The organism is Eubacterium ventriosum (assembly GCF_025150745.1).
In the GTDB taxonomy this organism is placed as follows: domain Bacteria; phylum Bacillota; class Clostridia; order Lachnospirales; family Lachnospiraceae; genus Eubacterium_G; species Eubacterium_G ventriosum.
This window is the reverse complement of the sequence record NZ_CP102282.1, coordinates 2562979-2581159: the sequence shown is the minus strand read 5'-3', so window position 1 is coordinate 2581159 and position 18181 is coordinate 2562979. Positions and strand designations below refer to the sequence as shown.

The 18181-nt window shown below is 34.3% G+C and carries 17 protein-coding genes; 16 read left to right on the top strand and 1 reads right to left on the bottom strand.

All coding sequences use genetic code 11. The features are described 5' to 3' along the window. Positions 1 to 25 precede the first annotated feature (25 nt). The 12 genes from NQ558_RS11605 to rpsT all read left to right on the top strand — a co-directional run bounded on the left by NQ558_RS11605 (position 26) and on the right by rpsT (position 12939). The gene (locus tag NQ558_RS11605; protein ID WP_005360071.1) at positions 26 to 1207 is read left to right on the top strand and encodes an aspartate aminotransferase family protein; all 1182 of its coding nucleotides are present in this window, start codon (positions 26 to 28) and stop codon (positions 1205 to 1207) included. Positions 1208 to 1276: 69 nt separating this feature from the next. Continuing rightward, positions 1277 to 1492, top strand: coding sequence for a hypothetical protein (locus NQ558_RS11600; RefSeq protein WP_005360072.1), 216 nt, complete (start codon positions 1277 to 1279; stop codon positions 1490 to 1492). A gap of 332 nt (positions 1493 to 1824) precedes the next feature. Further along, on the top strand, positions 1825 to 3456 hold the full coding sequence (locus tag NQ558_RS11595) for a Na/Pi cotransporter family protein (RefSeq protein ID WP_040446266.1): 1632 nt from the start codon (positions 1825 to 1827) through the stop codon (positions 3454 to 3456). Between the two features lie 9 nt (positions 3457 to 3465). Then, positions 3466 to 4152: a response regulator transcription factor gene (locus NQ558_RS11590; protein WP_005360076.1), complete on the top strand. Its 687-nt coding sequence runs from the start codon at positions 3466 to 3468 to the stop codon at positions 4150 to 4152. Then, entirely contained in the window at positions 4153 to 5487 is a 1335-nt protein-coding gene (locus NQ558_RS11585) for a sensor histidine kinase (RefSeq protein WP_040446268.1), read from the top strand. It abuts the gene before it with no gap. Between the two features lie 278 nt (positions 5488 to 5765). Beyond that, complete coding sequence (locus NQ558_RS11580; protein WP_005360079.1) at positions 5766 to 6194, top strand: DMT family transporter; 429 nt, start codon at positions 5766 to 5768, stop codon at positions 6192 to 6194. Positions 6195 to 6293: 99 nt separating this feature from the next. Further along, positions 6294 to 6983: a helix-hairpin-helix domain-containing protein gene (locus NQ558_RS11575; protein WP_005360081.1), complete on the top strand. Its 690-nt coding sequence runs from the start codon at positions 6294 to 6296 to the stop codon at positions 6981 to 6983. A gap of 17 nt (positions 6984 to 7000) precedes the next feature. Further along, positions 7001 to 7687: a response regulator transcription factor gene (locus tag NQ558_RS11570; protein ID WP_005360086.1), complete on the top strand. Its 687-nt coding sequence runs from the start codon at positions 7001 to 7003 to the stop codon at positions 7685 to 7687. A 4-nt stretch (positions 7688 to 7691) separates the two neighbouring features. Next, complete coding sequence (locus NQ558_RS11565; RefSeq protein ID WP_005360088.1) at positions 7692 to 9146, top strand: sensor histidine kinase; 1455 nt, start codon at positions 7692 to 7694, stop codon at positions 9144 to 9146. A 16-nt stretch (positions 9147 to 9162) separates the two neighbouring features. Next, on the top strand, positions 9163 to 10101 hold the full coding sequence (locus NQ558_RS11560) for a GerMN domain-containing protein (protein WP_005360089.1): 939 nt from the start codon (positions 9163 to 9165) through the stop codon (positions 10099 to 10101). Then, positions 10082 to 12502 carry a DNA internalization-related competence protein ComEC/Rec2 gene (locus tag NQ558_RS11555; RefSeq protein WP_040446270.1) on the top strand — a complete coding sequence of 807 codons (2421 nt, stop codon included), beginning with the start codon at positions 10082 to 10084 and terminating at the stop codon, positions 12500 to 12502. Before NQ558_RS11560 ends, NQ558_RS11555 begins: the two co-directional genes overlap by 20 nt. Positions 12503 to 12675: 173 nt before the next feature. Then, on the top strand, positions 12676 to 12939 hold the full coding sequence (gene rpsT / locus NQ558_RS11550) for a 30S ribosomal protein S20 (protein ID WP_005360092.1): 264 nt from the start codon (positions 12676 to 12678) through the stop codon (positions 12937 to 12939). A gap of 48 nt (positions 12940 to 12987) precedes the next feature. Here the strand turns inward: rpsT and holA are convergent, their stop codons facing one another. Then, entirely contained in the window at positions 12988 to 13968 is a 981-nt protein-coding gene (holA, locus tag NQ558_RS11545; RefSeq protein ID WP_040446272.1) for a DNA polymerase III subunit delta, read from the bottom strand. 188 nt (positions 13969 to 14156) lie between these two features. Between holA and NQ558_RS11540 the strand changes: the two genes are divergently transcribed. The 4 genes from NQ558_RS11540 to NQ558_RS11525 all read left to right on the top strand — a co-directional run bounded on the left by NQ558_RS11540 (position 14157) and on the right by NQ558_RS11525 (position 18169). Further along, entirely contained in the window at positions 14157 to 15035 is an 879-nt protein-coding gene (locus tag NQ558_RS11540) for a polysaccharide deacetylase family protein (RefSeq protein WP_005360097.1), read from the top strand. A 150-nt stretch (positions 15036 to 15185) separates the two neighbouring features. Next, entirely contained in the window at positions 15186 to 16088 is a 903-nt protein-coding gene (gene gpr, locus NQ558_RS11535) for a GPR endopeptidase (RefSeq protein ID WP_005360098.1), read from the top strand. A 64-nt stretch (positions 16089 to 16152) separates the two neighbouring features. Next, positions 16153 to 17451, top strand: coding sequence for a stage II sporulation protein P (spoIIP, locus tag NQ558_RS11530; protein ID WP_050750949.1), 1299 nt, complete (start codon positions 16153 to 16155; stop codon positions 17449 to 17451). Between the two features lie 67 nt (positions 17452 to 17518). Continuing rightward, complete coding sequence (locus tag NQ558_RS11525; RefSeq protein WP_040446274.1) at positions 17519 to 18169, top strand: response regulator transcription factor; 651 nt, start codon at positions 17519 to 17521, stop codon at positions 18167 to 18169. Positions 18170 to 18181: the final 12 nt, after the last annotated feature.

Sequence of the window (18181 nt, the reverse complement as noted above, 5' to 3'; positions counted from 1 at the left end):
CGTTAATAAAAGTGAGGAAAGTAAAATGACAGATAAAGAATATATGGACCAGGGAGAACAGTACCTTGTACATACATATAACAGATTTAAAATCGTATTAGATAAAGGTGAAGGTGTTTATCTTTATGATGTCAATGGAAAGAAATATTTAGACTTTGCAGCAGGAATAGCTGTATTTGCATTAGGATATGGAAACAAAGAATATAATGATGCGTTAAAGGCTCAGATTGACAAGCTTATACACACATCTAATTTGTATTATAATGTGCCTGCCATTGAAGCAGCAAAAAAGGTAGTGGAAGCATCAGGACTTAAGAAAGCATTCTTTACTAACAGTGGTGCAGAAGCTATTGAAGGTGCATTAAAAATGGCTAAGCGTTATGCTTATGACAGAGATAAAAATTCAGACCACGAAGTTATTGCAATGAATCATTCTTTCCACGGAAGAACAATGGGAGCTTTGGCATTAACAGGTAACTCACATTATCAGGAACCTTTTGGGCCAATGATTTCAGGAATTAAGTTTGCAGAGTTTAATAACTTAGACAGTGTAAAGGCATTGATAAATGAAAAAACATGTGCCATTATTGTTGAACCTGTGCAGGGTGAAGGTGGAATTTATCCGGCAACTAAGGAATTTATGGAAGGAGTCAGAAAGATTTGTGATGACAATGACATTATAATGATTTGTGATGAAATCCAGTGTGGTATGGGAAGAACAGGAAAGATGTATGCATTCCAGCATTATAATGTTAAACCTGATATTATTACAACAGCCAAGGCTTTAGGCTGTGGTGTTCCTGTTGGAGCATTTGTTGCAGGGGAGAAGTGTTGTGATTCATTAGTTCCGGGAGATCACGGAACAACTTATGGTGGAAATCCATTGGCAACAGCAGCAGTTTCAAAAGTATTTGATTTGTTTGAAGAAATGAATATTCTTGAACATGTTAATGAAGTAAGCAATTATTTGGAAGAACAGTTGGACAAATTAGTGGAACAGTATGACAATGTTGTTGCAAGACGTGGTAAAGGACTTATGCAGGGACTTGTTCTTACAACACCTGTTATAGACACTGTAAATAAAGCCATTGAAAAAGGACTTCTTGTTATATCAGCAGGATGTGATGTGCTTAGAATGGTACCACCTCTTGTTATAACAAAAGAAAATGTTGATGAAATGATTGAAATTTTGTCACAATGCTTATAATATAGGATTATGGGAAAAGATGTCCATAGGATAACTCGATAGACAAAATAGGCATTGGAGGTAATATACATGTCATATAATACAGAAATGGACCGACAGTATAAGAGAGGACTTGCCGAAGGTTGGAGAAAAGGCATTGCAGAAGGAAAAGCTCAGGGATCCGGTCAGGTTAATAAGTTAATCAAAGCATTAATGTCAGAAAAGAAATATGATGAGCTTGAAAAATCAGCAGAAGATGAGTCTTATCAGAAAGAATTAATGAAAAAATACAAAATAATGGAGTAAATATTTTGTTAAGAAAAAGTGTGGGATGTAAGAAAATGTCCCACATTTTTTTTCTTAATAAGAAATTCATATGGAAATTATATTAAGCAAAAATTCTCCAAAGGATTGCAGAGGCGTATATTTAAAACCAAACTGAAAAAAATTAGCAGTATCTTTATGCAAATTTTGTGGAAAAGTACTAATAAATCGAAATAATATTAAAAAAAAGATATTTATCTAGTATAAAAGTAAAAACTATGTTAAAATTTTTACGTAGATTTTACTTAGGCTTGTTATTGTAAAGAAGCGACAGCGAAAATAATGAAAAAGATATTTAGGAGTTAATTAGAGTTATGTACACAATGATAACAGAATTGTTGAGTGGTCTTGCACTCTTTTTATTTGGAATGAAATATATGAGTGACAGTCTTCAGCAGGCCGCAGGTGAAAAACTTAGAGGGGTATTAGACAAATGCACAAAAACTAAATTTATAGGAGTAGTATTTGGTGCATTATTTACTGCATTTATTCAGTCTTCAGGTGCAACAACTGTAATGGAAGTAAGTTTTGTAAATGCAGGCATTTTAACACTTGAAAGATCAGTAGGGTTAACTTTTGGTGCAAACATCGGTACAACAATCACTTCACAGTTAGTATCATTAAAACTTACGGCAGTGGCACCATTTATTATATTTATTGGTTCAGCCGTATTAATGTTCGGAAAGAAACCATTACTTAAAAAGATAGCAGCGGTTATTTTTGGTTTCGGTGCATTATTCCTTGGAATTAACTTTATGACAGGGGCACTTGGCCAGATACCGGAATATGAGTCATTAGTAAGGATTTTTGAATATTTGGACAATCCTTTCATAGCAGTTTTGCTTGGACTTGTTTTAACAGTTATTGTTCAGAGTTCATCAGTAACAGTCAGCGTATTGGTATTATTGGCAGGCTCAGGACTTGTTGAACCATTGGCATGTTTATACTTTATCTTAGGTGCAAACATCGGTTCATGTACACCTGCAGTTATGGCTGCAATGAATGCTAACAGAAACGCTAAGAGAACAGCATTTATCCACGTCATGTTTAACGTTGTAGGTCTTGTTGTTATTTCAATAATATTAGCTTTTGCAAGCCAGACTATTATTAATGGAATTATGGGTATTAGCGGTTCAGGTGACTTTAAGAGATTTGTTGCCAACGCAGACACATTATTTAAGGTATTCCAGACTATTATATTATTCCCATGTTCAGGTCTTCTTGTAAAATTATCAAAGAAGGTTATTCATTCAAAGGGAAATGAAGAACATGATGAAAACGAAATGGTATTAAAATACATTGGAGTTTCAGGTGCACCATCTTCATCAACAGCCATGGTTGAAATTGTTCAGGAAATTGAACGTATGGCATTAATGGTAAGAGAGAATCTTGAATTTTCAACAAGAGCATTAATTGAAAATGACAGAAGTGCTTCAGATGATGTTTATAAAAGAGAGAAGTACATTGATTTCTTAAGTCATAGAATAACAGAATATATGGTAAAAGCTAACCAGTATGGTATGCCTATTAAGGATAGAGAAAGATTAGGTGGTTTATTCCACGTTGTTATTGACGTAGAACGTATTGGCGACCATGCAGTAAATATTATGGATGACGCTTTTAAAGAGAAAAATAAAAAAATCAACTTTTCTAATGAAGGAAAAAAAGAACTTATAAAAATGTATAACAAAGTAATTAAGATTTTTGATGAATCAGTAAAAACATTTGTTAACAATGACAAGTCTAATATGGATAAGATTAATGAATTAGAAGACATTATTGATCAGATGCAGATTGATTATCAGGAAGGTCATGTTGAAAGAATGGCAGCAGGTGATTGCTCAATTGAGGCTGGACTTATTTTTACTGATTTAGTAATTGGGTTAGAAAGAATAGCGGATCATGCCGTAAACATTGCTTATTCAATCTTACCTGAAAAAAAATAGGAAACGCATATGGGAAAAATCTATATTTTAGAAGATGATAAGAATATTTCGGAAATTGAACAGTTTGCATTGAAAAATGCAGGATATGAGGTAAGTGCTTTTGCAACAGCATCAGATTTCGAAAATGCCTTGACAAAAGAGCATCCGGATTTGATAATTATGGATATAATGTTACCTGACAGAGACGGATTATCTGTGTTAAAGGATGTGAGAGCTGAGCAGAGTACGGCAAAGTTACCGGTTATAATGGTTACTGCAAAAACTTCTGAAATGGACAAGGTAAAAGGGCTTGATCAGGGAGCAGATGATTATATGACAAAGCCTTTTGGAATTATGGAACTAATTTCAAGAGTGAAAGCTTTGTTAAGGAGAGCAAATGTTTCAGGTGGAAGTCACATTTACAGTTTTGATGGCATAACAATGGATGATGCTAAGCATCAGGTTTTAGTTGATGGACAAGAGACTGAATTAACATACAAGGAATATCAGTTATTAAAAATGTTAATTCAGAACTCAGGAATCGTTCTTCAGAGAAGCCAGATTCTTGACAGAGTATGGGGGATTGATTACGAAGGTGAATCACGTACTCTTGATATGCACATTAAAACATTACGACGTAAGATAGGCGAAAAAGGAAGTCTTATTCAGACTGTAAGGAATGTGGGTTACACAATGAATTACAGAAAGGACAAGTAAGTGAAAAAGAAAATATATACAAGAATGACCATTATTTCGGTGATTTTTACAATAATAACAATGATAGCAAGTGTAGGAATTTTTTATAATATGTACAGAAGTCAGGTTATGGAGGATCTTAAGACTCATGTTCATATTTTAAAAACAACGGAGGCAGTTCTTGAATATATAGAAAAGGACTTTGATCCTAAAATAGATAATCTGAGAATTACAGTTATAGACAGTGACGGAAAAGTTGAATATGACAGTAATGCAGACATTGGTTCCATGGAAAATCATGGAAACAGACCGGAAGTTAAACAGGCATTAAAGACAGGTAGTGGAAGTGCAATAAGAGAGTCAGGAACACTTGAAAAAAATACATACTACTATGCTGAAAAAATGAACGACGGTCAAATAATAAGAGTTGCAAAAGAAGCAGGAAACCTGTGGCAGTTTGGCGCACAGATATTCCCAATCTTTTTGGTAGTTCTTATTTTGGCAATTGGAGTAAGTCTTGTTGTGGCAAAACTTTTGGCAAAAAGTCTTATAAAGCCAATAGAGCTTATGGCACAACATCTTGAAGATGATAAGGCAACGGAAACATATGAAGAAATCCAGCCGTTTATGGACAAAATTCACAACCAGCATAAAGCATTAAAGAAAAGCTCAAAAATGAGACAGGAATTTACGGCAAACGTATCCCATGAGTTGAAAACACCGTTAGCTTCAATTTCAGGTTACGCAGAACTGATAGAAACAGGAATGGCAAAAGAGGGAGATATCCAGCATTTTGCCAGTGAAATTCATAAAAGTGCCAACAGATTATTGTCACTTATAAATGACATAATTGAATTGTCACAGTTAGATGTTATGGACCATCAGCTGTCAACAACAAACGTAAGCTTAAATGAAGAAGTAGTAAGCTGTGTGGACATGTTGCAGATGAATGCTGAAAAGCACAACATAACAATCGCAACAGACATAATAGAAAAAGACTGTATAATAAAGGCAAATCAGGAAATGATACAGGAGGTTATATACAACCTTTGCGATAATGCCATAAGATACAACAAGCCGGAAGGACACGTATGGGCATCAGTATTCAAAAAAGATGACAACATAATACTTCAGGTAAAGGATGACGGTATTGGAATACCGGAAGACGATTTAAACCGAATCTTCGAGCGATTCTACCGAGTAGACAAAGCTCGCTCAAAGAAAACAGGAGGTACAGGACTTGGGCTCGCCATTGTAAAACACATATCAGAACAACACGAGGCAGAAATCCAAATCGACAGCACCCTTGGGGAAGGCACAACAATATCAATAATATTTAAAACAATGAATAAATAAATCAAATATGTAAAAAATATCCACTATAAACATTTGGTGGGTATTTTTTTTGACTTAATATGGCACAGAAATTCCCGTTGCAAACGATAGGCAGATTTTCGCAATTTTTCCAGCATAGCGTAAGGCAAAAATCTACTGTCTGAGCCGTAGGCGAGTTTAGATTTTTGTCTTACAATAGGCGGCGGAGAAAAATAAGAAAATCAACGTGTTTGCAACGGGAATTTCTGTGCGATATATATATAAAATACCTTACTAAGTGAATAGTGGAGGTTTTTTATATGTGGGGATTTATTATTGCATTGATTTCAGGAGCTTTGATGAGTGTTCAGGGTGTTTTTAACACGCAGGTTACGAAAAGTAGTAGCCTTTGGGCTGCCAATTCATGGGTGCAGCTAACGGCTTTTATCGTTTGTATTTTGGCTTGGTTTATTACGGGACGTCAAAATGTGTCGGGTATGTTTCATATGGAAAATAAGTATATGTTGCTGGGTGGTGTCATTGGGGCATTTATTACTTTGACAGTTATAAAGAGTATGAACATACTTGGCCCTGCAAAGGCAGTTCTTTTGATTGTAATATCCCAGATTATTATTGCATATCTGATAGAGGTGTTTGGAATGTTTGGAGTTGAAAAGGTTGATTTTCAGTGGAGCAAGTTAATGGGTGCAATTATTGCAATTGTAGGTATTTTCATTTTTGAAAGATAAAATTAATATAAAATTGTGAAAAATGAGTGTTGCTAACTGAAACATAATTTTGTACAATTATGATATGCGTTCAAGGGGAAGCTCCGGATAGGAGTTTGAATGATTAATACAAAGAAATACATTGTTTTAACAATGGTTGCGGTTTTAGTATTTTTTACGGGCTGTAAGGATAAAAATACTCAGGTTTCTTTAACGGACAAGGCTGAAAACAACAGTCAGACTACACGTGTGGAAGCCGGTGAGAACAGTGAAGAACCATCAGAAAGTTTGGAAGAGATTTATGTTTATGTCAGTGGTCAGGTTAACAATCCGGGAGTGTATTGTTTAAAGAGTAACGACAGGGTTTTTATGGCTATTGAGAAGGCAGGAGGGCTTACTAAGAAAGCCCAGAAGCAGGGAGTTAATATGGCTGAAGTTTTGAAAGACGGCCAGAATATTGTAGTACTTTCCCAGAAGGAATATTATGCTAAGCTTAAGGAGAATCAGAATGGTTCAGAGAAAAATTTAGACGGAAATTCTGATTCAGGCAATGATAGCCAGAATAGCAGCCAGGGCACTAATGACAAGACACATGATAGTGAAGACATTAAGGAGAATCTGGTTAACATTAACACTGCAGATGTTGAGGGTCTTACTTCGTTGTCAGGAATTGGAGAAACAAGAGCTAAAGCAATTATAGCCTACCGTGAGGAGAATGGAGATTTTAAAACTAAGGAAGATATAAAAAACGTGTCGGGAATAGGTGATTCCATTTACTCAAACATTGAAAAAATGATAACTGTTGATTAAGTAGAAAGGTTTATGTAATGAAGGCGTTAGTAGTTGATGATGAAAAATTAATTGTAAAGGGACTGAAATTTAGTTTGGAACAGGAAGGCTATGAAGTTGATTGTGCCTATGACGGACAGGAAGCCGTTGATAAGGCGAAAGAAACTGAATATGATATAGTTCTTTTAGATTTGATGCTACCAATTTTAACAGGATATGAGGTTTGTCAGCAGATTAGAGAGTTTTCCGATATGCCTATTATAATGCTTACTGCAAAGGGTGATGATATGGACAAAATATTGGGCCTTGAATATGGAGCAGATGATTATATTACAAAGCCTTTTAATATATTGGAAGTAAAGGCAAGAATTAAAGCCATTATCAGAAGAAATAAGCGTAAAGCTCCTGCAAAACCTGAGGAACCAAAGGTTATTACATCAGGAAAGCTTAAGCTTGACATTGAAGCTAAGCGTCTTTATATTGAGGACCGTGAAATTAGATTAACAGTTAAGGAGTTTGACATTTTGAAACTTTTAGCTGAAAATCCGGGAAAGATATATGGTAGAGAGCAGCTTTTAACTTTGATTTGGGGCTCTAAATATCCGGGTGATGCAAGAACCGTAGATGTAAACGTTAGAAGATTAAGAGAGAAAGTAGAGGAGAACCCGGCTAAACCGGAGTATATTCACACAAAGTGGGGTATGGGATATTATTTCCAGGGATAGAAACATGAATAATAATAAGATTTTAAAGTTTGTTAATCCAATAAGAAGCTTGAAGCTAAGAGTTTTTGTAGTAATTATGCTTGCTATTATTATACCGGCTCTTGCTTCAAGCATATTTATTGTTAACGTAACAACAAAGAATTATTTAAAAAACAGAATAGACAGCTTTAAGGCTAACAATACAATGCTAAAGAATAATATTATTAACAATAATTATTTGGACCAGTCCAATGAGAACATTGATATTGTAGATGCCCAGATTGAACAGTTAGCCAAGGAATATAATTGTCGAATTCAGGTTGTAAACAGCCGATATGTTATTATTAAGGATAGCAATAGCAGTGAAAAAGGCAAGACATGTATATCTGAAAATGTTATTAAAAGTTTTAAGGGTGAGACTGTTCAGGTTGATAGCAAGAGTCATAATTACATAGAATTTGCAATACCTATTACATCAACTGTTTCAGACGGTGAAGGAGAGACTAAAACCACGGTTATAGGTTCTTTATACATCAATTATTCAACAGCAGATGCAGTTGATTACAAGGATTATATAGTAAGAAATGTGGCCATTGCAGATGTACTTGTTTTGATTTTTGCTTTATTTGCAAGTTGGTTATGCGCAGTTATGTTTACAAAACCAATTAAGAGAATCGGTATTTCCATTGAAGAAATTGCAAAGGGCAATATGGAAGAAGAAAAAGATTACCGGGAAGTAATGGATATAAGTAACGAATTTCGTCAGCTTGTAAACAAATTAAATACGCAGGAAAAATCAAGACAGGAATTTGTATCTAATGTGTCACATGAATTAAAGACACCTATTACGTCAATGAAAGTTTTGGCTGATTCACTTTTAGGTCAGCAGGGATTACCGGAAGAATTATATCAGGAATTTTTGCATGATATTTCAAAAGAAATAGACAGGGAAAATGACATAATAACAGACCTTTTGGCATTGGTAAGAATGGAAAAATCAGAGTCAGAAATTAATATTTCATCAGTTAATATTAATGAAATATTGGAAGCTGTTCTTAAGAGATTAAAGCCTATAGCTGAAAGCAAAAACATTGAATTAATATTTGAAAGTTTCAGACCGGTTATTGCAGATGTAGATGAACTTAAGTTTGCAAGTGTGGCAACTAACTTAGTTGAAAATGCAATAAAGTACAACAATACAGATGGAACTGTTACGGCGTCATTAAATTCAGATCACCAGTATTTTTATTTAAAAGTAACAGATACAGGAATTGGAATTTCTGAAGAAAATCAGGACAGAGTTTTTGAAAGATTCTTTAGAGTTGACAAGGCACGTTCAAGGGAGACAGGAGGAACAGGTCTTGGTCTGGCCATAACTAAGGAAATAGTTATGAAGCACCATGGTTCCATTAAGATTCACAGTAAAGAGGGAGAAGGTACAACATTTACTGTACGTATACCTCTTAAGTACATTGCATAAATGGAGATTGAAAGGTATGAAAAGAACTATCAAAAATATAGTTAATTTAATATTAGTTGTAAGTCTTATTGCAACTTTGTGGGGCTGTGGAAACAAGTCAGTAACTAAAGCAGAAAAAGGCTTTCAGATGTATTATGTTAATACAGCAAATACAAAATTAGTTACGGAAAGTTACAAACTTCAGGAAGGCGAAACTGAAAATCAGATTTCTGAAGCACTTAAGGCATTGCAAAGTAATGGTAAGGACAATGATAAAAAAGCAATTCCAGACACTGTAACAGTTAACGGTTATACTTTGGCAGATGGACTTTTAACAGTGGATTTTGGCGAAAGCTATAATGTTTTAAATCCACAGGTGGAAGTGTTGTGCAGGACAGCAGTAGTTTGCACTCTTAATCAGATTGACGGTGTTGACTATGTGGCATTTACAATAGGGGGTGTACCATATGGACAGACAGGAGATGACAAAACAGTAACGGCAATGAAAGCATCTGATTTTATTTCGGGATTAAGAGGGGATTTAGCAGATAAGAATAAGGATGATTTCAAGTTGTATTTTGCCAATAAGAAAGGTACTAAATTAAAGGAATACAATCTTAATAATGCATCTTACAGTGGAAAATCAAAAGAGCAGTTTATAGTTGAGCAACTTATTAAGGGCCCGCAGAAAGGAAAATATACAGCCACCCTTACAAGTGACACAGAGCTTATAAGTGTTGCAACAGCCGGAAACATATGTTATGTGGATTTTGGAGACAATTTCTTAACGGAACAGAGTACGGTTTCCAACAAGCTTGTAATATACTCAATCGTAAATTCTTTATTGGAACTTGATAACATTCATAAGGTTCAGATAAGTGTAGAGGGTGATTCAGCTTTAAAATATCACGACGATATTTCATTGGCAGAGCCTTTTATAAGAAATTTGGATTTGGTTGAACAGAAAAATAAATAAAAAAGGAGTGACAGTTATAAAAAGACCGGTATTTTGGATATTACTGGCTTTTGTACTTGGAGAGGTAATAGCTGTTTTTGACTTGAATATAGCAGTGTCATGCATTGTGCTGGCAATTATAGTTATTAGAAAAATCATCATAAAAGCATATGAAGATATGGGTGCTTTTGTGGTGATTTTTTTTACTTTAATTATGGGATTTATGTTAATGAGTAACGAAATTACAACACGGAATCATATATATGATTTGAAGGAAAATACTGTAATTGTACAGGGAAAAATATACAAAATAGAAAATACTGCATTTGGTACAAATATTTATTTAAAAGGTGTAGAAGTGGAGAATGGAGAAAAGAACATAAGTGTTAAAAGAATATTTGTAAATACAGAGAAGATTCCTAATGTAAAAATAGGAAATATTATAAAAGTAATGGGAAAGTTAAGACAGTTTGAAGAAGCTGCCAATAAGGGAAATTTTGATTCAAAAAAATATTATCTGTCATTAGGTTTTTATGGAAAAATAGAAGCAGGAACCATTGAAGTAATAAATAGTGATTACAGCGGAATAAGACAGGGACTTTATGAAATGAGAATGGAAATAATTGAAAGACTGGAAAAGCTTTGCAGTGATAATAAGGGGATATTTTCTATTATAAATAATAAGAATGGAATAATCGGCGCAATAATCCTTGGGGACAAAACCGACCTTGACAGTGACATAAAGGAGTTATATTCGGTGTCAGGAATAGCACATATACTTGCCATAAGCGGGCTACACATTAGCTTTATCGGCATGGCAATTTACAGATTGCTTAGAAGAAGATTCAGATTTCTTTTTTCAGCAGCAGTATCCATACCTGTTGTTTTGAGTTTTGGAATAATGTCAGGTTTTGGAATTTCAACAATTAGGGCAATAATAATGTTTATACTAAAAATAATAGGGGAAGTTCTTGGACGAAAATACGATGCCATAACAGCCATATCCCTTGCAGGACTTGTGTTGCTTGTTCAGAACCCTTTTGTGGTTTGTAATAGTGGATTTCAAATGTCCTTTGGGGCAATTATAGCTATAGTGCTTATCTTGCCAATAGTTGAAGAAATTTTGAACACGGATAATAAAATAATCAAAGTCTTAAGTGCTAATTTTACAATAAGTTTGGTAATGAATCCAATACTGGCGTGGAATTATTATGAACTGCCAACATTTTCTTTTTTGTTAAACATAGTTGTAGTGCCTTTAATGAGCGTGGTAATTGTATCTTCAATTGTGGGAATATTTTGCTCATGCATAATGTTTGGCTTTGGAAAAGTTGTAATATTTCCCGGCTGTGGAATATTGGAACTTTACACATTTCTGTGTAACATAATTAACAAAAGCTCAGTTGCAAGTATAGTGGTGGGACAACCTAAAGTGACTATAATTATAGTTTATTATGCAATATTACTTGTGGTTTTGTTTGGACTTAAAAACATAAGAACTAAGTATACAAGGGCTGAGAAGGAAAGGAACATAATAAAAAAAGAAACAGGACTTGTACTGGAAAAGAAAGCTAAAAAAGAGAGAAGAATAAAGGGTCAAAATGTAAAACTAAGATTAGCTTGTATTGTAGGATTTTTGCTACTAAATTGTTTGATATATTATATTCCAAATCCGGGGTTTTACATAACATTTATTAACGTGGGACAGGGTGACGGCATATTGATACATGGAGATAATGGAACGAAAGTTATGGTAGATGGGGGAAGTACGTCTGAAAAACAGGTGGCAAAAAATTGCATAGTGCCATACTTAAAAGCCGAAGGCATAGGAACAATCGACTATTCCATAATAACCCATACGGACAAAGACCATATAAGCGGTATACTGGAAATTTTAGAAAATAATAACTCCAACAGAATAAGAATTAAAAACCTTGTGATGCCAGACATTAATATGAAGGATGATACTTACAATGAACTGATTGAAAAAGCAAAGTTAAAAAAAATCAATGTTTTGTACATAAAAAAAGGAGATACATTGAGCCTTGGCAAAACGAAAATTAAGTGTATATATCCGGAAACCACAACAACAGCATCGGATAAAAACGACTACTGTACAGTGCTTTCCGTTAAAAATAAAACTTCAAAAATACTGCTGACAGGAGATATATCAAAGGAAATTGAAGAGAAAATAAAAGATGATATAGAAGAAAACTACACAGTCCTAAAAGTGGCACATCACGGTTCAAACTATTCAAGCTCAGAAAAATTTCTGAAAAAAGTAAATCCAAAGTACAGCATAATATCTGTGGGGAAAAACAACTCATACGGACATCCTGGAAATGAAACAATGGAAAGATTACGAAAGCAGGGTGGGGTGATATATAGGACGGATGAAAAAGGTGGGATAACTATACGGTAAAAAATTAAATGAAAATTTAAAAAATAATATTGACAATATATATTTTTTTTACTAGAATAATTTTTAGTGTCTGCGTCAAACGTCCGCATTTCCAATGGCGCAGATGGTGAAACTTGATTTCCAATCTCTCTCAACGGAAATCACAATTAGATTTTTCACGGAGGTGGACAAAAATGGCAAACATTAAGTCAGCAAAAAAGAGAATTTTAGTTAATCAGACAAAGTACGAAAGAAATAAGGCAGCTAAGTCAGCAGTTAAGACAGCTATTAAGAAAGTTGAAGCAGCTGTTGCAGCTAACGATAAGGAAGCAGCTAACACAGCTTTAGTTGCAGCTACAAAGCTTATCGAAATGGCTGGTTCAAAGGGTATCTACCACAAGAACAACGTTGCTAGAAAGATTTCAAGATTAACAAAATTAGTTAACACAGTTGCATAATTACAATTGTGAATAAAAAAGAAGTTGCAGTTTTCTGCAACTTCTTTTTTAGTTTCTCTTACTATATTTTACCAGCAGCATTTCAACCCCTATGTTTTCGTCCATCATTCCTGATTTAATTAGGGATTCGGTGTTTACGCTTTCAGCGAGCCCTGATTTTAGTTCGGCCATTGAGAAATTACGGCATTGGTTGATGCATTTGCCGGCTATAAAGCTTTGAACGCCCATTGTGTGTGCCACTTGTTCGCGGTTCATTCCGCGGGATGAAAGGTCTTTAGCCTGAAGCATAAGATTAAACTGTCTGCTTATCATAAAAAGGATTCTCATAGGAGGTTCTTTTTCTGCAATTAATTCATAATAACAGTCCAAGGTTTTCTTTTGATTCTTTACGGAAATTGCATCCATCATATCAAAAATTCTAACGTTAAGCTGTTTTATGCAAACAGCGTCAATGTCTTCTTTAGAAATAACGTTCTTGTTTAGTGCGTAGCTAATAAGCTTTTCGATTTCTCTTGATAAGACTTCCATGTCGGTGCCAACGCTGGCAATAAGGTATGACATATTGGCTTTTGTGATTTTCTTGCCATTGTAATCAAAAATTCTTGCAGCCCAAATTGCAATATCATTTTCAGTCTGTCGGTTTATTTCGCAGATGTAACCTGCGGATTTTACAGCCTTGTACATTTTGCTACGCTTGTCTACATCACTTTCAACGAAGAGAAAAATAGTAGTTGAAGGAATAGTCTTCATATACTCGGCAAGCTGCTCCCCGCCACTTTTGAAAAGACCGGTATTTTCCATAACAATAAGTCTGTATTCAGCAAAAAAAGGAACAGTTTCCGCACTGTCTATAACTTCGTTAATGTCAATGTTTTTGCCTTCGTACATTCCAAGATTCATTGTATCATCACCGGCAATGGATTTAATCAGCCGGTTCTTATAATTAAGTTTCAAATATTCTTCTTCACCGCATAAAAGATATGCGTTTTTAAAGCTTTTATTTTTAATATCATTAGCTAAAGTTTTCACGTTACACCTCACAAAATATGCTGACTAAATTTTATCATTATTTTATAGTAGTCACAAGCAAAAAATAAACATAAGATTAAAAGAAAAGAGGCAAAAATTAAGTGGGAAAATAAGGTGAAAATAGAGTGGTAAAAAAAAGTCGAAAATAATAAAAAAAAGTATTGCAAAACTTAAATATAAGTAATATAATGCAGTTCTATGAAAGTGAGGTAAATATGACAACGGGAGAGAAAAACGAACTAAAGAAATTACAAAGAAAGAAAGAAGTGCGCAGACAGTATGAAAAAATAGCCATAACAGTGGGGGTTATTATTGTCATAATTTTTGCCGGAAAGATGATTTTTGGAAAGAAAAAATCAGTACCAACAGCGGGAAATGTGGAAACAAGCCAGAAGCAGACCCAGGTTGAGACCACAGTTCAGGAAGAAACCACAAGAGCAATAGATCCTAACAAGCCTATGATTGCGTTGACTTTTGATGATGGTCCGGGACAATATACAGGAAAGCTATTGGATGCGTTAGAGAAGTATAATGCAAGAGCTTCATTTTTTATGTGTGGATACAGCCTTAAGAAAACTGATATTCCGGTTGATGAATTACTTAAGAGAATGGATGCTCTTGGATGTGACTTGGGAAATCATACAATGAATCATTGTGCACTAGACAAGGTATCTAAGAGTAAACGTAAATACGAGATTAATGGAGTTAATGAATTGGTTAAAAAGGCAGTAGGATATAATCCTAAATTTTTAAGACCACCATATGGTTCAGGAATAAGAGATGCCAAGGTGCAGAAAGCTGCTAAGATGCCTATTGTATGTTGGTCAGTTGACACATTGGACTGGAAGACTAAAAGCAAGAAGAAAACAGTTAAATCTATAATGGACAGTGCAAAGGATGGACAGATAATTCTTATGCATGACATTCATAGCTGGTCAGTGGATGCAGCAATAGAAGCCATTCCAAAGCTTCAGAAGAAAGGATATCAGATAGTAAGTGTATCAGAAATGGCAGAGGCTAAGGGTGTAAAGCTTAAAAAAGGTCAGCCATATTTTGAGTTTGAATAAATTTAATAATAATGTAGATATTAATAAAGCGGAGCATAAAGTGCTTCGCTTTATTTTTTAGAATTTACGATGGATGGCTTTATAAGAAAAAATTGAATTTGATGAATAACAAATAACGTCTTTAAGAATATATAGTTTTCAGGGGGCTTTATGAAAAAAATAAACATTTATACGGATTTGGCATTAGAGGAAAGAGAACGATTTAAAAGAAATATTGAAATTAGTGGAGTAAAAATAGACAAAAATTACAATAAAGAATTATTTATGACAACAACAGATGTGGAAATATTTAATGAAAATGGCGCAAAGTCCATGGGAAAGCCTATAGGAAGTTATGTTACAATGGAAACAAGACTTTTTAAGGAAGATGATTTGGAGAGGCAAACTATTTTTGCAAAAGAAATAGCAAATCATATGGAAGAGATGACTAAGAATCAAAACATAAAAAAAATCCTTATAGTGGGTCTTGGAAATTCAAAGGCTACGCCTGATTCATTGGGACCAAAAGTTGCCGAGCAGATTGAAATTTTGCCTAATGTGTACTGTTTGGCTCCGGGGGTGTTGGCTCAGACCGGTATGGAAACTTTTTCAATAGTAAAAGGCATAACAGCTCAAATGAAACCGGACATTATTATTGCAATAGACTCACTTGCAGCAAGAAATGTAAGAAGAATTACAACAACAATACAGCTTACGGACACAGGGATAATTCCCGGTTCAGGAATAGGCAATCATAGAAAAGGGTTGAATGAACAATCTCTAAATACCAAGGTTATTGCCATTGGGGTTCCCATGGTTGTAAGTGGGGCAACAATTGTTAATGACACAATGGAGAAGCTTTTGGAAATACTTGCTTCTCATAACCAAAATAATAGCATTTCAAATATATTTAAGGACTACACATCTGATGAAAAATATCAGTTGTTTGAAGAACTTTTGTCGGAAGATACAGAGCAAATGTTTGTAACTCCAAAGGATATAGATGAAATTGTTGATAACTTAAGCAAAATAATTGCCTGTGGAATAAATATGTTTTGCAATGTTTTAAAATAGAAATTAATATTACAGGACCTTGTTTCATATAATTTTAAAAGTGGGACAAAGGGAGACAGGAAAAGTGCAGAAACATACAAAACATGGAATAATAAAACTGTATAAATTTAAATCGCCTGATTATATGTTTAGTGTAATTGTAAAGGCGATTATTGTTGCATTGTGTGCTTATATAACTTTTTCCTGTGTAAATATGATAACTAATAAGAAAATAAAAGTTGCCGCAAGTAAAGAATTAATGGAAACAGGAAATATGCTTGCTCAGGAGATTTTGGAAAACTCAAATATAATGACACAATATATGATATATTTGGAGAATCACAAAGATATTGCAGAGGATGCAAAAAAGAGGATTCTTACAACGGTTGTAACAGATTATATAGCAAAAAGCGAATACACTTATGACACAAGTGATCCGGCATATAGCCAGGTTATAAATATTTTGTATGAAAATATGAAAGCCGAAAATCAGATTGCAAAAAAAGAAGTGGAAACTACTGCTAAACCTGTGGAAACAACTGTTAAAAATAATGAAAAGAACAACAATAAAAAGACGAGAAATAAGGCTATAGTTCCAATGCCTAAAAAATCGGGAAAACTTTATACGGAAAAAAATATTGGCAGTTTTAAAGAAGTAATTAACAGATTCTATACGGTAACAAATGCAACAACCATAAAAGAAAGTGATATGCCAATTAAACAGGCTTTAAATAAAGAATTTAAAATAACGGGAAACAATAAGAAACCTCAAATACTAATATATCATACTCATTCAATGGAGGATTTTTCCAACACAACAAAGGATGAGGACACAACAATTATTGGTGTTGGAAACAGGCTGGCACAGATTTTAAGAGAGCAGTTTGGTTATAATGTAATACACGACAAAACAAAATATGATATAGTAAATGGTAAGTTGGACAGACACGAGGCATACACCCAGTCTAAGGCTGGGGTAAAGAAGCAGTTAAAGAAATATCCGTCAATTAGTTTGATTTTGGATATTCACAGAGACGGAGTAAATGACGGAACAAGGTTGGTTACGGAAATCAATGGAAAGAAAACTGCCCAGATTATGTTTTTTAATGGCATGTCCAGATTTAAGCTAAGTGGCGATATTGATTATTTGAAAAATCCATACAGGTTCGAAAATCTTGCCCTTGTACTACAAATGAAAGTAAATGCAGAATGCTATTATCCGGGTTTTACAAGAAGAAATTATGTAAATGCTTATGAATATAATTTGTCCCTTGGTAAGCAGTGTATGTTAATTGAGGTTGGGGCACAGACCAATACATATCAGGAGGCAAAAAATGCAGCAGAGCCTTTGGCTGTTTTAATAAAAAAAGTACTTGGAGAATAGTTTACAAATAAGATACAATTTAATGTAAAATACAATGTGGACTAATATGTATACTGGGAGAAAATTAATGATAGAAATTTTAGTTGCAGAAGATGATGAAATGATTGCAAATTTAATAAAAATAAATCTTGTAAAGGCAGGTTATTTATGCACATGCGCATATAACGGAAAGGATGCGGCAAATCTTTTAGACAGTAAGCATTTTGATTTATGTCTTTTCGACATAATGCTACCGGAAATAGACGGTTATGAACTTTTGGAGTATGCAAAGTCAATGGACATTCCGTCTATTTTTATTACTGCAATGGGAACTACAGATAATAAGGTTAAGGGCCTTAGAGCAGGAGCAGACGACTATATTGCAAAGCCTTTTGAAGTAGTTGAAATGCTTGCAAGGGTTGAAAGTGTTCTCAGACGATACAAGAAGACAAACGACGAGTTGGTTGAAGATGATGTGGTAATTAATTTTCAGTCAAGAAGTGTAACGAAGGCAGGCAAGACTTTGGACCTTACACATAAAGAGTTTGAACTTTTGGTTCTGCTTATACGAAACAAAAATATTGCCCTTTACAGAGATGTAATATATGAAAATGTGTGGGGCAACGACTATGTTGGAGACAGCAGAACTATAGATTTACATATTCAAAGACTTAGAAGAAAACTGGACTGGGGAGACAAGATACAGTCTGTGTACAAAGTTGGATACAAGTTAGTGTGATTACAGGAGCAC